Origin of the sequence: Thalassospira alkalitolerans (assembly GCF_002115745.1) — a bacterium.
Taxonomy (GTDB): domain Bacteria; phylum Pseudomonadota; class Alphaproteobacteria; order Rhodospirillales; family Thalassospiraceae; genus Thalassospira; species Thalassospira alkalitolerans.
Map to the genome: position 1 here is coordinate 46,858 of NZ_JFKB01000019.1, position 16,595 is coordinate 63,452.

18 protein-coding genes are annotated in these 16,595 nt (G+C 54.7%); 17 read left to right on the forward strand and 1 reads right to left on the reverse strand.

The window, feature by feature from the left end; translation table 11 throughout:
* The first annotated feature begins 18 nt into the window (after window positions 1-18).
* The 10 genes from TALK_RS19065 (at window position 19) to TALK_RS19110 (ending at window position 7,919) form a co-directional block, all read left to right on the forward strand.
* Window positions 19-762, forward strand: coding sequence for a DUF1223 domain-containing protein (locus TALK_RS19065; protein WP_085620767.1), 744 nt, complete (start codon window positions 19-21; stop codon window positions 760-762).
* Window positions 763-941: 179 nt separating this feature from the next.
* Entirely contained in the window at window positions 942-1,673 is a 732-nt protein-coding gene (gene ccmA / locus TALK_RS19070; RefSeq protein WP_085620749.1) for a heme ABC exporter ATP-binding protein CcmA, read from the forward strand.
* Window positions 1,670-2,335, forward strand: coding sequence for a heme exporter protein CcmB (ccmB, locus tag TALK_RS19075; RefSeq protein WP_085620750.1), 666 nt, complete (start codon window positions 1,670-1,672; stop codon window positions 2,333-2,335). The genes ccmA and ccmB overlap by 4 nt, the downstream gene beginning before the upstream one ends.
* 73 nt (window positions 2,336-2,408) lie before the next feature.
* Complete coding sequence (locus TALK_RS19080) at window positions 2,409-3,200, forward strand: heme ABC transporter permease (RefSeq protein WP_085620751.1); 792 nt, start codon at window positions 2,409-2,411, stop codon at window positions 3,198-3,200.
* A complete protein-coding gene (gene ccmD / locus TALK_RS19085; RefSeq protein ID WP_085620752.1) occupies window positions 3,197-3,394 on the forward strand; it encodes a heme exporter protein CcmD in 198 nt (65 codons plus the stop codon). Before TALK_RS19080 ends, ccmD begins: the two co-directional genes overlap by 4 nt.
* 15 nt (window positions 3,395-3,409) lie before the next feature.
* A complete protein-coding gene (gene ccmE / locus TALK_RS19090; protein ID WP_085620753.1) occupies window positions 3,410-3,898 on the forward strand; it encodes a cytochrome c maturation protein CcmE in 489 nt (162 codons plus the stop codon).
* A gap of 143 nt (window positions 3,899-4,041) precedes the next feature.
* Window positions 4,042-6,087: a heme lyase CcmF/NrfE family subunit gene (locus tag TALK_RS19095; protein WP_085620754.1), complete on the forward strand. Its 2,046-nt coding sequence runs from the start codon at window positions 4,042-4,044 to the stop codon at window positions 6,085-6,087.
* Window positions 6,084-6,620, forward strand: coding sequence for a DsbE family thiol:disulfide interchange protein (locus tag TALK_RS19100; protein WP_085620755.1), 537 nt, complete (start codon window positions 6,084-6,086; stop codon window positions 6,618-6,620). Before TALK_RS19095 ends, TALK_RS19100 begins: the two co-directional genes overlap by 4 nt.
* Entirely contained in the window at window positions 6,617-7,111 is a 495-nt protein-coding gene (locus TALK_RS19105) for a cytochrome c-type biogenesis protein (RefSeq protein WP_085620756.1), read from the forward strand. Before TALK_RS19100 ends, TALK_RS19105 begins: the two co-directional genes overlap by 4 nt.
* Before the next feature lie 52 nt (window positions 7,112-7,163).
* Window positions 7,164-7,919 carry a tetratricopeptide repeat protein gene (locus TALK_RS19110; protein WP_085620757.1) on the forward strand — a complete coding sequence of 252 codons (756 nt, stop codon included), beginning with the start codon at window positions 7,164-7,166 and terminating at the stop codon, window positions 7,917-7,919.
* A 21-nt stretch (window positions 7,920-7,940) separates the two neighbouring features.
* Here the strand turns inward: TALK_RS19110 and TALK_RS19115 are convergent, their stop codons facing one another.
* Complete coding sequence (locus TALK_RS19115; protein ID WP_085620758.1) at window positions 7,941-8,699, reverse strand: DeoR/GlpR family DNA-binding transcription regulator; 759 nt, start codon at window positions 8,697-8,699, stop codon at window positions 7,941-7,943.
* 260 nt (window positions 8,700-8,959) lie between these two features.
* Between TALK_RS19115 and deoC the strand changes: the two genes are divergently transcribed.
* The 7 genes from deoC to rbsK all read left to right on the forward strand — a co-directional run bounded on the left by deoC (window position 8,960) and on the right by rbsK (window position 16,436).
* Window positions 8,960-9,631, forward strand: a complete 672-nt coding sequence (gene deoC, locus TALK_RS19120; RefSeq protein WP_085620759.1) for a deoxyribose-phosphate aldolase — start codon at window positions 8,960-8,962, stop codon at window positions 9,629-9,631.
* A 136-nt stretch (window positions 9,632-9,767) separates the two neighbouring features.
* Window positions 9,768-10,814: an autoinducer 2 ABC transporter substrate-binding protein gene (locus TALK_RS19125; protein WP_085620768.1), complete on the forward strand. Its 1,047-nt coding sequence runs from the start codon at window positions 9,768-9,770 to the stop codon at window positions 10,812-10,814.
* An 86-nt stretch (window positions 10,815-10,900) separates the two neighbouring features.
* Window positions 10,901-12,403 (forward strand): sugar ABC transporter ATP-binding protein, encoded by a 1,503-nt coding sequence (locus tag TALK_RS19130; protein ID WP_085620760.1) that lies wholly within the window; start codon window positions 10,901-10,903, stop codon window positions 12,401-12,403.
* 11 nt (window positions 12,404-12,414) lie between these two features.
* On the forward strand, window positions 12,415-13,392 hold the full coding sequence (locus TALK_RS19135) for an ABC transporter permease (protein ID WP_085620761.1): 978 nt from the start codon (window positions 12,415-12,417) through the stop codon (window positions 13,390-13,392).
* A 10-nt stretch (window positions 13,393-13,402) separates the two neighbouring features.
* The gene (locus TALK_RS19140) at window positions 13,403-14,395 is read left to right on the forward strand and encodes an ABC transporter permease (protein ID WP_085620769.1); all 993 of its coding nucleotides are present in this window, start codon (window positions 13,403-13,405) and stop codon (window positions 14,393-14,395) included.
* 13 nt (window positions 14,396-14,408) lie between these two features.
* Window positions 14,409-15,494 (forward strand): aldose 1-epimerase family protein, encoded by a 1,086-nt coding sequence (locus TALK_RS19145; protein ID WP_085620762.1) that lies wholly within the window; start codon window positions 14,409-14,411, stop codon window positions 15,492-15,494.
* Window positions 15,495-15,509: 15 nt separating this feature from the next.
* Window positions 15,510-16,436, forward strand: coding sequence for a ribokinase (rbsK, locus tag TALK_RS19150; protein WP_085620763.1), 927 nt, complete (start codon window positions 15,510-15,512; stop codon window positions 16,434-16,436).
* Window positions 16,437-16,595: the final 159 nt, after the last annotated feature.

Consider the following 16,595-nt stretch of genomic DNA (forward strand, 5'->3'; position numbering starts at 1 on the left):
CTGGGGCATCATCACGCCATGAAACAGTTTCGCCCCCTTCTCATCATCCTTGGAACGATACTTTGGACAGGTTTTGCGACGGCCAATGCCGCAGAAGCCATAACCCCGCGCGCCGTGATCGAGCTTTACACCTCAGAGGGATGCAATTCGTGCCCCCCGGCCGATCACGTTCTTTACGAGATAAATCAGGAACGTAGCGACTTTCTTGCGCTGTCATTCCATGTCGATTACTGGAACTATCTTGGCTGGGAAGATCCATTTTCCGATGCCAATTACACCAAACGACAACGTGATTACGCCAGTCATATGCGCGAACGATACGTCTATACCCCGCAGGTCGTGATTAACGGCAGTCATGTCATCCGTGCCACCGCCAAACAGCAAATCACCACCACCGGCGACGAAGCCACCCCGTTACAGGTTTGGGCAGATCTTTCCCTGCTATCGGACGACCCGGCCATTCCGGCAAGTGGCAAGGTGATGCTCGGCATGACAGATACCCCGCCACCGGGGCAGTCCTATCACCTTTGGCTGGTTGGCTTTGATCGTGAACAAGCCCGCGATGTCCGGTCCGGTGAAAATTCCGGTCGTCGACTGGTCCATGCCAATGTCGTGCGTGAAATGGTCGATCTTGGCAATTGGAATGGCAACCGGCGTGAACTGGACTTTGCCCTTGGTCAGGTATGTGATGGCGGCATTGCCATTCTGGTACAAGAAGGCCGCGGTGGCCCGATCCGCAGCGCCTCTGTCATCCGGTTCTAGGACAGTATATCTTCATCAACGCCGCAGCCGATTTTTGATTGCTGCGGCGTTTGACGGCTTTTTGGATTGATTTGAAACAATGTCATCGCGGCCAATGTCGGATAAAGCATGATTAATAAACTAGGACGCGTTATAGAAAACGCATATCCGGCATGAATTCCGACAGCCAAATGAGTTAGATGACAGTTTTTACCGGTTCTGATCTGACCTGCCTGCGCGGCGAACGTCTGGTATTTGGCAATCTTGCCTTTTCTGCCAGTACAGGCGATGCCGTAATGCTGCGCGGTCGAAACGGGGCGGGGAAATCAAGCCTGTTGCGCCTGATGGCCGGGCTGACGTCCCCCCGCCGGGGCAATATCCGCTGGCAGGAACACGACATCGCAGATGATCGGATCGCGCATCGCGCCCGCCTGCAGTATCTGGGCCATCAGGACGCCATCAAACCGGTATTGTCCGTCCGCGATAATTTGCGCCTTTGGGCCGAACTTCGCGGGGTTTCCGATATTGACGGTGAAATTGATCAGGCGCTGCGCGCCCTTGATATTCATCACCTTGCCCATACGGCCGGACGTTACCTTTCAAGCGGGCAAAAACGCCGCACCGCCCTTTCCCGCATCCTTTTAGGCAGCAGCGATCTTTGGTTGCTTGACGAGCCAACAGTCGGGCTGGATCGCGAAAGCTGTGCCGAGCTGGCCCGCCTGATTGCAAGTTTCCGGGCAAAGGGTGGAATTGTGATCTATTCAACGCATATTGATCTTGATGTCACATCACCCACGATCCTCGACCTTGATCAATTTGCCATTCCGATGATGGAATGGCTCGCCGATCAGGACGATGCTGACGAGACAGACACTGGCGATAACCACCCATTCGACATAGATCAAGGCAAGCAGACGGGGGCCACGATATGAATGCCTTTGTCGCCATATTGCGTCGCGACTTGCGTCTGGCAATGCGCCAGGGGGCGGATTCCGTGATGGTAGTTGCCTTCTTTATCGTGACCACCACCCTGTTTCCGTTCGGTGTCGGGCCCGAGGTCAATATCCTGGCTCGCATCGCATCGGGTGTGATCTGGGTTGCGGCCCTTCTGGCGGCGATGCTGTCACTGGAACGTGTCTTTCAGACCGATTACGAGGATGGCACGCTGGAACTGCTGACCCTGTCGCCTGCGCCGCTGGAATTGCTGGTTTTGGGCAAGGTCTGCGCGCATTGGTTGACCACGGGCTTGCCGTTGATTATGGCAGCCCCGATCATGGCGGTGATGTTAAATATGGATCAGAACGGGTTTGCCACATTGATGATCGCCATGCTGATCGGCACACCTGCACTTAGTTTGATCGGCGCGATTGGCGCGGCCCTGATATTGGGCGCGCGCCGGGGCGGGGTACTGGTGTCATTGTTGGTCTTGCCCCTATATATACCGGTACTGATATTTGGTGCCGGTGCGGTCGAGGCCGCATTGCTTGGCATTTCCGCCCAGGCACAGTTACAGATCATGGGGGCAATTCTGTTGCTTTCACTGGCCGCGGCCCCCTTTGCCACCGCACATGCCATCCGACAGGCTGTGGAATGATAATAATAATGATAAAGACGACAGAGCAAAAATAACGACCTTCGGCGCCATGACCGCAAACGGACGAGAGAAAATGCATCGTTTCGCCAAACCAAGCGTGTTTCTGAAACTGACCGGGGCCATGATGCCCTGGATGGTAACGCTGACCGTCATCCTGACCGTCGTCGGACTCTATCTGGCGCTGTTCGCATCACCTGTTGATTATCAACAGGGCAGCACGGTTCGGATCATGTATATCCATGTGCCCGCCGCCTGGATGGGGTTGTTCTGTTATATCGGAATGGCCGCATGTGGCGCCATGAGCCTGATCTGGAAGCATCCGCTGGCTGATATCTGTGCGCGCGCCACCGCCCCGATCGGCGCGACCTTTACCGCCCTGACCCTGATTAGCGGATCGCTTTGGGGCGAACCGATGTGGGGGACATGGTGGGTTTGGGATGCCCGCCTGACATCGATGCTGATCCTGTTGTTCCTGTATCTTGGGTATATCGCACTGGTGAATGCATTTGACGATCCCGAACGCGGATCAAAGGCCGGATCGGCGCTGGCCCTTGTCGGGGCGATCAATGTGCCAATCGTCAAGTTTTCGGTCGATTGGTGGAACACCCTGCATCAACCGGCATCGGTTGCCCGCATGGATGGGCCGAGCATCGACCCCAGCATGCTGGCCCCGCTTCTGATCATGGCCTTTGCCTTTACCGGCTATTACTTCATCGTTCTGGTGCTGCGCGTGCGGCTTGAACTGAACCAGCGCCGCATCCGTGCGCTTCAGCTTAGCGGTGTTTTTGACGACCGCGCCCCCACATCGGGCGATGACAGCAATCTTGCCTATGACCAAGGTCACAACGCCGGAGCCGGAAAATGAGCGAATTCTTCTCGATGGGCGGATATGGCAGCTATATCTGGGCAAGCTATGGCATCGCGGCCATCTCGCTGATCGTGCTTTTGATCACAACGCTGCGCGGTCTTGGCCAAAGCCGAACCGAACTCGATCAACTTGAAACCGTTCTAAAATCTCGCCGCCCGCGCCGGGTGCGCCCTAAAGACCAAACGTCCTGAGCGGAGAATACAAAAGTGTCTCTTTCGCGTGCAAAATCCCGTAAACGCCAACGCATGTATATCATTCTTGCGGCCCTTCTGGCCGTTGGTGCCGCCGCCGCGCTTGCCCTGACAGCATTTGAAGATTCGGTCGTGTTCTTTTTCAGCCCGACCGAAATCGCCGAAAAATCGCCCATCGATCCTGATCAGCGCCTGCGTGTTGGCGGTTTGGTCGAGGAAGGGTCCCTACAAAAATTGGGCGGTGGTGAAACCGTGACTTTTGTTGTCTCCGACATGGTAAATGCGGTCACAATTTCCTATACCGGCATCCTGCCCGATCTGTTCCGCGAAGGTCAGGGGATCGTCGCCGAAGGTCACATGGACACACAGGGGTACTTCATCGCATCCGAAGTTCTTGCCAAACATGACGAGAATTACATGCCGCCAGAAGTCGCTGATTCCTTGAAAAAAAGCGGCCATTGGGAAGAAATCCAAGCCCGCAACGCCGAAGAAATGCGTAATTAAGCCACATTCTGCCATCATAAAATCGGTGCATTGACGCCTTCAATGCACCAATAAATCTGGATGCATCCCTTGCGATTTGACAGCAGGGGTCTTGTGGTGTTCGTTTATCGAATGTCACATATCGGGGAAATCTGAAGAAACGCATGATTGCAGAGTTTGGTCATTTTGCCCTTATCCTCATTCTTGTTTTGGGGTGTTGTCAGGCCGTGCTGTTTTGCCCGGCGCTTTTTCGCGCGGGCTATTACGTATTGGCCCCCGTTCAAACACTGGCAACCGGGCCGGTAACGAACCGATCCGACAACGGGCAAGACAACACAACACATCCCAATCATCTCAGTGTCTGGCCGCTGCCTTTTGCGATGTGCATTTTGGCAATCATTGCTGAAACCGCACTGATCCATTCCTTTATCGTCAGCGACTTCACGCTTTCAATTGTTGCCAATTACAGCCATTCATCAACCCCGATGCTGTATCGTATCGGTGCGGCCTTTATCCCCGATAGCGGGGCGATGCTGCTATGGGTTACCGCCAGCACAATCGCCACATTGCTTTTCGCAGTCCAGACCACCCTGCGCGGCATCACACAGCAAGACCGCGTCACGCTTGGCATTCTTGCAATCATTACCGCCCTTCTGGCGGCTGCCACACTGATTGACGCCGACCCGTTCCTGCGATCTGTCATGGCGCCGCTTGACGGCCGTGGTCTTGACCCGCAATTGCAAGACGTCCCCGGCATATTGCGCGGCCCGGTGCTTTATGCCGGTCTTGCCGGATTGTCTGTGATTTTTGCCGCAACGCTTGCCGCCCTTCCCGGGGCAAATCTTGATCGTTCATGGTCGGAATTGTTGCGCCCCTGGGCATTGGCATCCTGGACCCTTTTGGGGGCTGCCATCGCCATCAATGCCTATCGGGCCTATACCGAACAGGCATGGGGAAATTGGTGGTACTGGGACACATCCGAAAACGCGTTGCTGTTGCCATGGCTTTTAAGCACGGCCTTTTTGCATTGTCGTGCGGTTATGGAAAAAACCGAAACCCTTAAACCCTGGGCGGCACTTTTGGCTCTTTCAGCATTTGGCGCAGGATGGTTCGGAACTTTTCTTGTCCGATCTGACCTTTTGGGGCCACTGCCAACCGCCTTGCTGAGCACCGGCGACAGTGTTGCGCTTTTGGTCGGGTTCTGCATCCTGTTTGCCGGGGCTTATTTCATGTATTGGCGCTGTGCCGGTGGCATGGTCGACACCAAGGATTTCTCGCTGATTTCACGTGAAAGCGGCATGTTCATCAGCAGTGTCATGTTGTCGGTCACCGCCGCCACGGTTCTGATCGGAACGATTTATCCGCTGATCCTGCGCTGGTTTGACGGCGACATCATCACCGTGGGTCCGCCCTTTTTTGTACAGGCCTTAATTCCGATCGGCGTGCCGATGCTGTTTCTTATGGGATTTGCCCCGACGCTTCGCTGGCGCAATGACGAGGCATGGCTGATCGGGCGACGCATGAAACTTGCCGCCCTGCTGTCGCTGATCGTTGTTTTGTTTGTCTGGATGCGCTTTATCGATGCATCGCCAGTCCCATTGCTCGGCATTGGCCTTGCGGCATGGGTCTTTACCGCCGCCCTTGGTGATTTGTGGGAACGCCTGTGGCGCCAACCCGATCACGGCGAAGGCAAATATCGTAATTTTCAGTTGCTTGGCCCCCGCTACCTTAGCATGACATTCGCCCATATCGGGATTGCCATCCTGATTGCCGGGGGATCGGCCAGCGCAATCTGGGAACAGCAAGTGGTGTTATCGGCCCGCACCGGGCAAAGCATCCAGATTGGCCCTTATAACCTGCAATACGAAGGCGTTGCCTTGTTGCCGGGTGAAAACTTTGCCACGCGCAAAGCAACCTTTATCGTTTATCGCAACGCGCTTCCGGTGACCGAACTGTTTCCCGAGGTCCGCTATTACCCGATCCGCGGCATAGAAACCAAAGAAGCCGATATCTGGCACGGGCGCGATGGCGACCTGCATGTGTCGATCGGTGAACGCGCCGAAGACGGCGGACGTGTTGTGACCGTTCGGTTCCTGCCGATGATGCCCTGGGTTTGGGGTGGAATGTTACTGATGCTGATCGGAGGGGTTATCAGCATCGGTACGCGCGTTATCCTGCGCTATAAGAAAAACGGAGTTCCCGCTTCATGAGATTTTGGATCGCAGTCATCCCGCTGGTGCTGTTTGCAGCCCTTGCCGGTGTTTTCCTGATGAATATCGGCAAAGATTCGTCGGTCGTGCCATCTGCCCTGATTGACAAACCCGCCCCGGATTTCCAATTGCCGCCCCTGCCGGGCCGCGACAAGGGCCTGTCACGAGCAGACATTTCCAAAGGCAATGTGTCAGTACTCAATGTGTTCGCCAGCTGGTGCATTCCATGCCGGGCGGAACATCCGCTGATCAAACGCATGGCGCGCGAAGCAAACGTTCCGGTCTATGGCCTGAACTACAAGGAAAAAGACCCGCAGGACGGGGTGAACTGGCTTGGCGAACTGGGCGATCCTTATAGTGCGGTGGGCATGGATCTTTCAGGACGTACCGGGATTGATTTTGGCGTCTATGGTGTGCCGGAAACCTTTATCATCGATGGCACCGGTCAGATCCGTTACAAACATGTCGGACCGGTCACCAACGAAGTTCTTGAGGAAGTATTGCTTCCCAAAATTGCGGAGTTAAAGGGATGATGCGCCCAACTTGTTCCCTGTTTGCGGCATTCGCCGTCATTCTGATTGGACTGCACGCCGGACCTGCCTATGCCGTCAATCCCGACGAAATGCTTTCCGATCCTGTCCTTGAAGAACGCGCACGTGACATCAGTCAGGAACTGCGATGCCTGGTCTGTCAGAACCAGTCAATTGACGATTCTGATGCCGATCTGGCGCGCGACCTGCGCATTCTGGTGCGTGAACGCCTGATCGCCAGCGACACAAATGACGAAGTCATCGACTATATCGTCGAACGATACGGTGATTACGTTCTGTTGAATCCGCCGCTGAAACCCGAAACCTATATCCTGTGGATCAGCCCGATCCTGCTGGCATTATTTGCCCTGATTGCGGTCATTGCGTTTTACCGCCGCAAACAACGCGAAGACGGTGCCGGACCAAAATCACTTTCGGATCAGGAAGAAAAACGTCTGACTGAAATTCTTGGCTCGTCACAGGACCGTTCATAAAGATGCTCCCAGAAAACCGCGCATATAACACTGCCACAAAGCGAGGTCGTCCTTGATCTGGCTTGGCCTTGTCATACTTGCCGGTTTTGCCGGGCTTGCAATCTTTGCCAGCCTGCAACGCGGCAATGATGGTGTGGCATCGGACGGCACCGATGGAAAACGCGAATTCCCGACGGTTGTCCGGATCGGCTTTGCATTGGTGCCGGTTATTGCCGCAGGTGTGCTTTATGGCACAATCGGCACACCGCAAATCCCCGCCCGCCCCTATGCAGAACGGGCCGGTGAACGCAATCTTGCGGCCGCCGCCGCCGCGGCAAGCGACGCTGCCGACCCCGATTTCCAGACAGATCAGCAAATCCGCCGTTTGCTTAGCCAGATCGTCCTGTCACTGGAAGCCAACCCGCGCAATTTACAGGGTTGGGTGGTTCTGGCACGTGGGTCGTTGCGGCTCGGCGATATTGACCGGGCGGTTGCCGCCTTTGCGCGCGCCTATGCCCTGTCGGGGCATAACCCGCTCTTGGCCATTGAATATGCCGATACCCGCATCACCGCCCAACAGGGCCAGATCGACAAGATTTCGCGCGAATTGATCCTGCATGCGTTGGGCCGAATGCCCAACCACCAACTTAGCCGGTATTATTATGGTATAATGTTAAAACAGCAGGGAAAATTCCGACAGGCCTTGAATGTCTTTGTTGATCTTTATCGCGACATTCCCAAGGATGATCCGCTTGGCGGTGCAACCGAGGCGGAAATACAGTCGCTGAACGCGGCAATCGCCGACGCGACACAGGCCGAGCCGAACTAGGCTAAGACGCCAGGTCCGCCACTATTGTGTAATCAGGGGACAACCGGTTTTGCTTGCCAGTTCCGGGTCGCATTGTGGGTCGGTACAAATCATGTCGAACTGATCCAGCTTGGCAAACAGCATGGGCTTGAGGACATTGAATTTTGTTGAATCAACAACAAGGATTTTATGTGCTGCCGTTTCGAGAACCGCCCGTTTAATATCAACTTCATGCGGGTTGGAACAACTGACCCCGCGGCTGATATTCACCCCGCCCGCCGACATGAAGGCGGTATTGATATTCAGGTTCAAAATAGCATTCACGCTGTGGCTATCGGCAAAGGATGCGGAAGACGCATGATACATGCCCCCCAGCATGATCACCCGAAGGCCCGACTTTTTGCACAGGATTTCAGCAACATTGATCGAATAACAGATCACCGTGATATCGCGGTTTGCCGGTAACGCATTGGCGAGATAGGGAATGGTCGTACCACAATCAAGAAAAATGGTATCGCCCGGTTTGACATAACGTGCTGCAATCTGACATGCCGTGCGCTTCAGATCTGTATGGGAACCACGTTCACGGTCCATGATATATCCAAGGCCGCCGGCAGCCGGCGTCTTCAATGTGATATATCCCCCCATATATGTGAAAATGTTTTCACAGGCGGCAACATCACGACGGACCGTCATTTCTGAAACGTCCAGCAGATCGGCGGCATCCTTCAACCGGATCACATTGCTGACCTCCAGATTGCGGGTCAGGGCTTCTATACGGTCCTGCGATTTGGTCGACATTCAGACTCCGTTCATTGCCGATATATCGGCTGGCAGGCCGCAGTCACGCCTAGAAAATGGCACCGTCAACAACCCAGAACAACCATAAATTTTATCACAAAACCCCTGATTATAGCGACGTGGCGAGCAACTCAATCAAGTTCTGTCCTGAGATGTTTTGGCTTGACCAGATGTTAGCCCGATGACAGGATCATTTCAACAAATGTTATAAATTTAACAAAATGGCGATAATCACCCGTTATCGCCGAGGGAAACGTTACATGCCGAATGGTCAAACTCCGATCGCTGCTGGCGATCTTGCCGCTTATATTGATCACACCCTTCTGGCCGCCGATGCCACTCCCGATCAGATTGTCTCGCTGTGCGCCGATGCGCGAAAACACGCTTTCAAGGCGGTCTGTGTCAATCCGATCTATATCCCGCTGGTCGTGCGCAAACTGGCTGATACCGATGTACTGACATGCTCGGTGGTGTGTTTCCCGTTTGGGGCCGATCCGGTTTCCGCCAAGATTTCCGAAACCCGCTGGGTGGTCGAACAGGGGGCGCGCGAAGTCGATATGGTCATTGCGCTTGGCCTGCTCAAAAGCGGTGATACCGATGCCGTTCGCGCCGATATTGCCGCAGTAAAAGAGGCCTGTGGCGATGCCATCCTCAAGGTCATCATCGAAACCGCCCTGCTCACCGACGAACAGAAAGTCCTTGCCTGCGAACTGTCCAAACAGGCCGGTGCCGATTTCGTCAAAACCTCGACCGGTTTTGCCGGTGGCGGCGCCACCGCCGAGGATATCGCCCTGATGCGCAAAACCGTTGGCCCTAATATCGGGGTCAAGGCGTCGGGCGGGGTTCGGACCACCGAAGACGCATTCAAGATGATTGCAGCCGGAGCATCACGTATTGGCGCCAGCGCCAGCATTCGGATTATCGGTCAGTAATACGGTGCCGGTGGCCGCATCCCGGCCACCGGAAATTGCCGTTTTCGGAACGACCCGCATGAAAAGCCTTGGCTTTCATGCCAATAAGACGCAGAAAACTGCCAACGATAAAACCGATTTCAATTTGGAGGTAACAATGAACAAGCTTCTTTCATCGCTTGTCGTCGCCGGTTCCCTGCTTGCAGGTGTGGCCCATGCAGACGAAGCGATCAAAACGCCGGACATCATTTCGAAATTCACATCCGAAACCACCGGCAAGGAATATTCCATCGCCACCGTGGTCAAAGTTGACGGCATCGCCTGGTTCGACCGTATGCGCGAAGGTGTCAAACAGTTCGGCGCAGACACCGGTCATGATACATGGATGGTCGGGCCGAGTGCAGCGGATGCCGCCGCACAGGTCCAGTTGGTTGAAAACCTCATCGCACAAGGCGTTGATGCCATCAACATCGTGCCATTCTCGGTCGAAGCCGTCGAACCGGTTCTGAAAAAGGCCCGTGACCGTGGTATCGTCGTGATCGCCCACGAAGCATCAAATCTGAAAAACGCCGACTACATCCTCGAAGCTTTTGATAACAAGGCATACGGCGCGAAGCTGATGGAAGTCCTCGGGACCTCTATGGGTGGCAAGGGAAAATATGCAGCTACCGTCGGCAGCCTGACCTCCAAATCCCAGAATGAATGGATCGACGGTGCCGTCGAATACCAGAAAGAACATTTCCCGGATATGGAACTGGCGACCGAGCGTCTCGAAACCTATGACGACGCCAATACCGACTACACCAAACTCAAAGAAACCCTGACCACCTACCCGGACCTTCAGGGTATCGTTGGCGGTCCGATGCCAACCTCGGCAGGTGCCGGTCGCCTGATCGCCGAACGCGGTCTTCAAGGTAAACTGCACTTCGCAGGTACCGGTCTGGTGTCGGTTGCCGGTGAATATCTGGCAAATGGCGACATCGAATACATCCAGTTCTGGGATCCGGCAGTTGCTGGCTATGCCATGAACATGCTGGCCGTTATGGCACTGGATGGCAAGGGCGACCAGATCAAGGCCGGTCTTGACCTTGGCCTGCCGGGTTACACCAATCTCAGCACCCCGGAAGGCAGCAATGCCAATCTGGTTTATGGTCAGGGCTGGGTCGGTGTGACCAAAGAAAACATGGACAAGTATAACTTCTGATTTCATCCTTTGGTGAAGGCGTCCATTAAGGACGCCTTCATTTTATGCTGAGATCAGGACCTTTGTTTCACGTTGACGGGCTTGTCATGTCTGAAAATTTCATTGAATTGCGAAACGTCCGGAAAGAATTTGCAGGCGTTGTTGCGCTTAAGGATCTTTCGCTGACGATCCAGAAAGGCGAAATCCACTGTCTTGCCGGTGAAAACGGTTCGGGCAAATCGACCCTGATCAAGATCATGTCCGGTGTATATCAGCCAAATGCCGGCGAGATTTACATTGATGGCAACAAGGTTGAAAACCTGTCTCCCATGGCCTCGATCGAACATGGAGTTCAGGTGATTTATCAGGACTTCTCCCTGTTCGGGAACCTTACCGTGGCCGAAAACCTTGCCATGAATGTGCAGCTTCGCGAACAGCGCCAGGTTCTCAACTGGCGCAAGGTCCGCGAGATAGCCAAGGAAGCGGTCAAACGTCTCGGGGTTGATCTTGACCTTGATATGGATGTCGAAAAACTGTCCACGGCGGGCAAACAGCTTGTCGCCATTGCCCGTGCACTGATGTCTGACGCCCGTCTGATCATCATGGACGAACCGACAACCGCCCTGACCGGCAAGGAAATCGAAACGCTTTTTCGCATCGTCAAGGATATCCAGTCGCGCGGGATTGCCATTTTGTTTGTCAGTCACAAAATGCGCGAAATGCTGGAAATCAGCGAACATATCACCGTCATCCGTAACGGTCAGAAAGTGGCCGACGGCCCGACCGGCGATTTTGACGAAGCTCTGATCACCCGTCACATGACCGGGTCTGATATCATCTCCAAACCCTATATCTGGGACCAGCAGAAATACGGTTCGATGCCTCCGCGCATCGAAACCACAAATCTGTCTTTCGGAACCGATCTCGACAATATCAACCTCGCGATCAAACCGGGCGAGATTGTTGGTGTTTCCGGCCTGCTTGGGTCGGGGCGCACCGAACTTGCCCTGTCACTGTTTGGCATGATGCCCGGTTACAGCGGCACCATTTCGATCAATGGCGTGCAAACCGTGCTCGATACGCCACAAAAGGCAATCAGAGCCGGGGTTGCCTATGTTCCCGAAGACCGTCTCAGCGAAGGACTGTTTTTAACCCAGGGCATTGATCGCAACATGCTGGCGACCAGTTACGAAAAACTGGCCCCCGGCCTGCTGATTGATCAGGACAAGGCCGAAGAATGGGTTGAAACCATGATCCGCGACATGCAGATCGCAACCCCCACCGGCAAAAAGCTGGTCAAGGAACTCTCGGGGGGCAACCAACAACGCGTGGTTATTGCCCGCTGGCTTCTTACCAACGCCAAATTCCTGATCCTCAATGGCCCGACCGTCGGGGTAGATGTCGGATCGAAGGCGGAAATTCACCGGACAATTCGCGAACTGACTCAAAAAGAAGGGCTGGCCGTGCTGATGATTTCCGACGACGTGCCGGAACTGGTCCATAACTGTAACCGTATTGTCCTGATGCATCGCGGAGCCTTTGTCGAGGAAATGGCATCTGCCGATACCTCCGAAGACCAGATCAGCGACAAGCTCAAGAATTTAACGTAAGGAAAAACTTGATGGCCTGGTTTCAAAAATCAGAGGTGGTCATCGCGGGCATTCTTTTGCTTGCCATGATCCTGATCGGGCTGGTCAACCCCGCCTTCTGGAGCCTGGACAATATGTTCAGTCTTCTGCGCAGCAACGTGATCATCGGCATCATGGCGCTTGGCGTTTTGCTGGTGATGATTTCCGGCGGGATTGATGTCTCGTTCCCGGCATTTGCTGTTGCGGCAATGTATCTGACCATCAAGGGCATGCTGTATTTCAATTATGACGGCGTTTTCCTGCCCTTTGTTGCCGCCGCAACAATCGGGGCGCTGTTTGGCTGCCTGAATGCGTTCTTTGTTTATAAATTCCGCATGATCCCGCTGATCGTGACCTTGGGCACAGGCAGCATGGTGCGCGGGTTCCTGCTTGGTGTTGTTGGCACCAGCATAATCAACATCAACAAAATGCCCGATGCCCTGATTGATTTCGGAAAGTCCGATATCATCAGCATGATCAAACCCGATGGCACAACCTATGGCCTGACCGCGATGGTTGCTGTGTATGTCGTTCTGGCCATCACGCTGCATTTTGTCCTGCGTTATACCATGATCGGTCGCGGGGTTTATGCCATGGGCGGCGACCCCGAAGCCGCCAGCCGCGTTGGCTTCAACATCCGCAAGATCACATTTTTCATCTATTGCGTCGCAGGTGCTCTGGCCGGGTTTGCCGGCCTTTTGCACAGCGGCATGATCTGGCTTGCCAATCCACGCGATTTCGTCGGGCTTGAACTGGACGTGATCGCGGCTGTGGTTCTGGGTGGTGCTTCCATCTTTGGCGGGCGCGGTTCTGTTCTGGGAACCATGCTGGGTGTGTTCATGCTGGTGATGGTGAAAAACAGCCTGATCATCATGAAGATCGACACGACGTGGCAGCGCGTTGTTGTCGGCGTCATCATTGTAATTGCCACCGCCATTACGGCATGGCGTGACCGCCGTGCAAATGCGTGAGGGGGCCGATATGAAACAAGCACCGGATTTCCGTAACCTTCTGAACAAGGACAACAATATCGTTCAGCTGATCGCCATGACGATCCTGATCTTTGTTGTCATGACCGCCCTTAGCCCGGACAAGTTCCTGCGCTATTACAATTTTGAATCCATCACATACACCTTCCCGGAACTAGGTCTGCTGTCAATTGCGATGATGATTGCCATGCTGACCGGCGGCATTGACCTATCCGTAATCGGCATTGCCAACCTGTCGGGGATCTTTGCCGGAGTGATGTTCAAAAAATTCACCACCGACGCCGGTGTTGCCGATACCGGTTTTGGCATTGTCCTGATGGGGGCTGTTGTCGCCCTTGGCACGGGGCTTGTCGCCGGTGCTTTGAACGGCCTGTTGATTACCCGGTTAAAAATCACGCCTATTCTGGCCACTCTTGGCACCGGGCAGGTTTTTACCGGCCTTGCAATTGTCATGACCGGTGGTCCGGCGATTGTCGGCTTCCCGGATGCCTGGGCCTTTATCGGCAATGGTAAAATCCTTGGTCTGGCAACGCCGTTTGTCCTGTTCGTGGTTCTGGCCTGCCTGATCGCCTTCATGCTGCGCCGCACGACCTTTGGCATCAATCTGATGCTGATCGGCACCAACCCGAAGGCCGCCCTGTTTGCCGGTCTCAAACGTGAAAAGATGGTCCTGCTCAGCTATATGCTGACCGGGGTGATGGCCTCTATTGCCGGGATCATTCTTTCGGGGCGAACCAACGCGGCAAAGTCGGATTACGGCACATCCTATCTGCTTCAGGCTGTTCTGATTGCGGTTCTGGGTGGCACCAACCCGGCGGGCGGTCGTGGGACCGTACTGGGGGTGTCCATCGCGGTTACTGCCCTGATGCTACTGTCCAGCGGTTTCCAGATTCTGCGATTCTCGAACCATCTGATCGACTTCATCTGGGGCCTGTTCCTTCTGCTGGTAATTGCGCTCAACGCCTATAAAAACCGTTCGCGTTAAACGAGGTGACTTCATGACTGCGTCAACCAAGCTTAACCTGCGCAAAACCTTCTTCGGCGACGCCGAACATGTCATCGCATTGCATAGCGGCATGTCGGCAAGCCTGTTTCGCTATGAAACCGGCATCGAAGCGGTCCGGCTGAAAAACGAACGCGGCTATCTGGTCATTCTGCCCTATATGGGGCAGATGATCTGGGATGCGGTGTTTGATGGCGTTGATCTGACCATGCAAAACATGTTCAGCATGCCGCGTCCGGCCGATGTCATCGTCGAAACCTATGGCTGTTTTGCCTTCCATTCGGGGCTTCTGACCAACGGCTGCCCCAGCCCGACAGACAGTCACCCGTTGCATGGGGAAATGCCCTGTGCTGCGATGGACAGTGCAGCCATTGAATTTGGCCACGATGACGACGGGGCCTTTATAGCAATTACCGGCACGCGCGAATATGTGATGGGCTTTGGAGCGCATTACATGGCGCGTCCGCGCGTGGTTCTGCGCCCAGATGCGACCCTTTTCGATATTCAAATGACTGTCGAAAATCTGTCCGGTGCGGCAATGAACCTGATGTATATGTGCCACGTCAATTTCGCGTTCTGCGAAGGAGCCCGCATCATTCAGCCCGCCGGTTTCAGCCCAAAGGACACCATCGTTCGTACCGAAGTCCCGGCCCATGTGCCGCGCAACCCGAATTACGATGCGTTTCTTGAAACGCTGGCGCAAAATCCGGCGGCGATGGAAACACTCGACGAACCGCACCGCTATGACCCCGAACAGGTGTTTTACATCCGCAACGCCAGAACCGATGCCGATGGCAACACAGCCTATATGATGCGCCGGGTCGAAGGCGATGCCTTCCACATTGCCTACAACACCCGCGATTTCCCGAAAACGGTGCGCTGGATAATGGCCAATCAGGATCAAAAGGTCGCGGCCTTTGCCCTGCCATCCACCTGCGAACCCGAAGGCTTCAACGCCGAAAAAGCCAAGGGACATGTAATTTCCCTGCAATCTGGCGAATGCCGCCATTTCTCGGTAAAGCTGGGCTATATGACGCAGGCCGAAAGTGAAACGGCCGAACAGGCGATCCGTTCGCTGTAAATCAGGAGAATGAATATGGCAGGCAAAATTGCCATTGTCGGAAGCAACATGGTAGATCTGATCACCTATACGGATCGTATGCCGTTGCCCGGCGAAACCATCGAAGCGCCACGTTTCGAAATGGGATGTGGCGGCAAGGGTGCCAATCAAGCCATCGCAGCAGCACGTCTTGGCGCCGATGTCATGATGGTCACCAAGGTCGGCGACGATATCTTTGCCGACAACACCATCCGCAATTTCGAAACATCGGGCATTGATACCCGCTTTGTCGAACGTGTACCGGGCACCTCAAGCGGCGTCGCCCCGATCTTTGTCGAACCGTCGGGCGAAAACTGCATCCTGATCGTCAAAGGGGCCAATGCGCAACTGTCCCCGGCCGACGTGGACCGCGCCGCCGATGCGCTCAAGGAATGCGACCTGATTTTGATGCAGCTCGAAATTCCGCTGGAAACGGTGTATCACACCGTCGCCTTTGGTGCTGAACATGGCATTGAAACGCTGGTTAACCCGGCCCCGGCCCCGGCGGACCTCGACAGCACCAAAATCGAAAAGGCGACCTTCCTTGTCCCTAACCAGACGGAACTTGCGACGATTTCGGGTATGGCCGTTAATTCACTGGCCGATGCCGAAGCCGCCGCAAGAAGCCTGATTGCACGTGGTGTCAAAACCGTAATTGTGACACTGGGTGGCGATGGCGCGCTTCTGATCAATGGTAATGACGACGCTGTCCATATTGATCCTGTATCGGTCAAACCTGTCGATACAACCGGTGCCGGCGATGCCTTTATCGGAAGCTTTGCGCGCTACTATGCCGCAAACCGTGACGTAAAAGCAGCCCTTGAAATGGCGGTGCGTTATGCGGCTGACAGTATCACCCGCCCGGGCACCCAGAAATCATATGCAAGCGTGCAGGAATTTGAAAAATTCTGCCAATCGCTTTGACCGCAATGTGATTTCCTGACGTTAAAAAAAACGGGTGCTGTCATTTGCGCCCGTTTTTATGTGGTCATTACCTACCTGCCGGACAGCCAAACCGAACGGATCCAGACGCAGCACAGACAGCAGCACCGCACACTAGAGCGGTTCACGTTTTTACAGAAA

Excerpts from the sequence above, each read along its gene's own strand:
- TALK_RS19095 (WP_085620754.1), top strand. The coding sequence starts at position 4,042 with ATGATTGCAGAGTTTGGTCATTTTGCCCTTATCCTCATTCTTGTTTTG.
- TALK_RS19115 (WP_085620758.1), bottom strand. The coding sequence starts at position 8,699 with ATGTCGACCAAATCGCAGGACCGTATAGAAGCCCTGACCCGCAATCTG.
- rbsK (WP_085620763.1), top strand. The coding sequence starts at position 15,510 with ATGGCAGGCAAAATTGCCATTGTCGGAAGCAACATGGTAGATCTGATC.
- TALK_RS19105 (WP_085620756.1), top strand. The coding sequence starts at position 6,617 with ATGATGCGCCCAACTTGTTCCCTGTTTGCGGCATTCGCCGTCATTCTG.
- TALK_RS19135 (WP_085620761.1), top strand. The coding sequence starts at position 12,415 with ATGGCCTGGTTTCAAAAATCAGAGGTGGTCATCGCGGGCATTCTTTTG.
- TALK_RS19140 (WP_085620769.1), top strand. The coding sequence starts at position 13,403 with ATGAAACAAGCACCGGATTTCCGTAACCTTCTGAACAAGGACAACAAT.
- TALK_RS19100 (WP_085620755.1), top strand. The coding sequence starts at position 6,084 with ATGAGATTTTGGATCGCAGTCATCCCGCTGGTGCTGTTTGCAGCCCTT.
- TALK_RS19125 (WP_085620768.1), top strand. The coding sequence starts at position 9,768 with ATGAACAAGCTTCTTTCATCGCTTGTCGTCGCCGGTTCCCTGCTTGCA.
- TALK_RS19080 (WP_085620751.1), top strand. The coding sequence starts at position 2,409 with ATGCATCGTTTCGCCAAACCAAGCGTGTTTCTGAAACTGACCGGGGCC.
- deoC (WP_085620759.1), top strand. The coding sequence starts at position 8,960 with ATGCCGAATGGTCAAACTCCGATCGCTGCTGGCGATCTTGCCGCTTAT.
- TALK_RS19065 (WP_085620767.1), top strand. The coding sequence starts at position 19 with ATGAAACAGTTTCGCCCCCTTCTCATCATCCTTGGAACGATACTTTGG.
- ccmB (WP_085620750.1), top strand. The coding sequence starts at position 1,670 with ATGAATGCCTTTGTCGCCATATTGCGTCGCGACTTGCGTCTGGCAATG.
- ccmA (WP_085620749.1), top strand. The coding sequence starts at position 942 with ATGACAGTTTTTACCGGTTCTGATCTGACCTGCCTGCGCGGCGAACGT.
- TALK_RS19130 (WP_085620760.1), top strand. The coding sequence starts at position 10,901 with ATGTCTGAAAATTTCATTGAATTGCGAAACGTCCGGAAAGAATTTGCA.
- ccmD (WP_085620752.1), top strand. The coding sequence starts at position 3,197 with ATGAGCGAATTCTTCTCGATGGGCGGATATGGCAGCTATATCTGGGCA.
- TALK_RS19145 (WP_085620762.1), top strand. The coding sequence starts at position 14,409 with ATGACTGCGTCAACCAAGCTTAACCTGCGCAAAACCTTCTTCGGCGAC.